This is a genomic window from Campylobacter sp. B0100352/1 (genome assembly GCF_020135855.1).
Lineage (GTDB): Bacteria > Campylobacterota > Campylobacteria > Campylobacterales > Campylobacteraceae > Campylobacter_D > Campylobacter_D taeniopygiae.
In genome coordinates this window covers 1-703 of sequence record NZ_JACHTP010000088.1, presented here as the reverse complement: position 1 = coordinate 703, position 703 = coordinate 1, and the positions used below count along the sequence as shown (strand labels likewise).

The 703-nt window shown below is 31.7% G+C and carries 1 protein-coding gene; it reads right to left on the bottom strand.

Features of this window, described 5'->3' with window-relative positions:
• Window positions 1-703, bottom strand: a 703-nt coding sequence (locus H2279_RS08655) for a DUF2920 family protein (RefSeq protein ID WP_337196290.1), incomplete at both ends; no start/stop codon positions are given.

Here is a 703-nt window from a genome sequence, read left to right as displayed (position 1 = left end):
CGAAGAACTATTGCTTGTCCAAAAAGTTTTATTAGAACAAAAAACTTTTATGTGCTGAAAAAAATCAAAGGTAGCAAATTCAGAATACTGCATAAAATCAATCTCTTTTCCAAATCCAACAAGTCGCCATAAAAGTTTTACGCTACCAGAATTATCAATCACTCCATCTATAAGCCAAGGAGCAATTTTTGCAGCCAAATATGCTAAATATCCTCCCCTAGAAGCACCGATCATAATCACAGGAATACCCCCCCCCATAGTATCAAACGGAGCATTTTTCTTTAAATAAAGAGCCGTATTTATGAGATCTTGAGCTTGCATAATGCCAAAATTTTGATATTCATTTTTTGTAGGTTGCAAACTTACATGTAAATTTAAATAATAATCAAGTCTAAATCTACCCTGTTTTTTTCCTTCTATCAAAGCTTGGCTAATAAAATGAAAAATTTCACTCATTTGATCATAATTTTGAATTTTATCTACACTATAAGGCAAATTTATACCCGCCGCTTTACAAGTCGCATCTAAAATAAGCTTATCGATTTCATCTAAATAAAAAGTCGCTCCTATTTTAGGACGATTTCCTATACAATGATAATTCACACTTACAAAAGCTATATTAAATTTTTGCATCAAATCCTTAGTGATAAAATCTAACATTTTATCATGACAATCCGCTCCAAGACCTTGTGTAAAAAACACC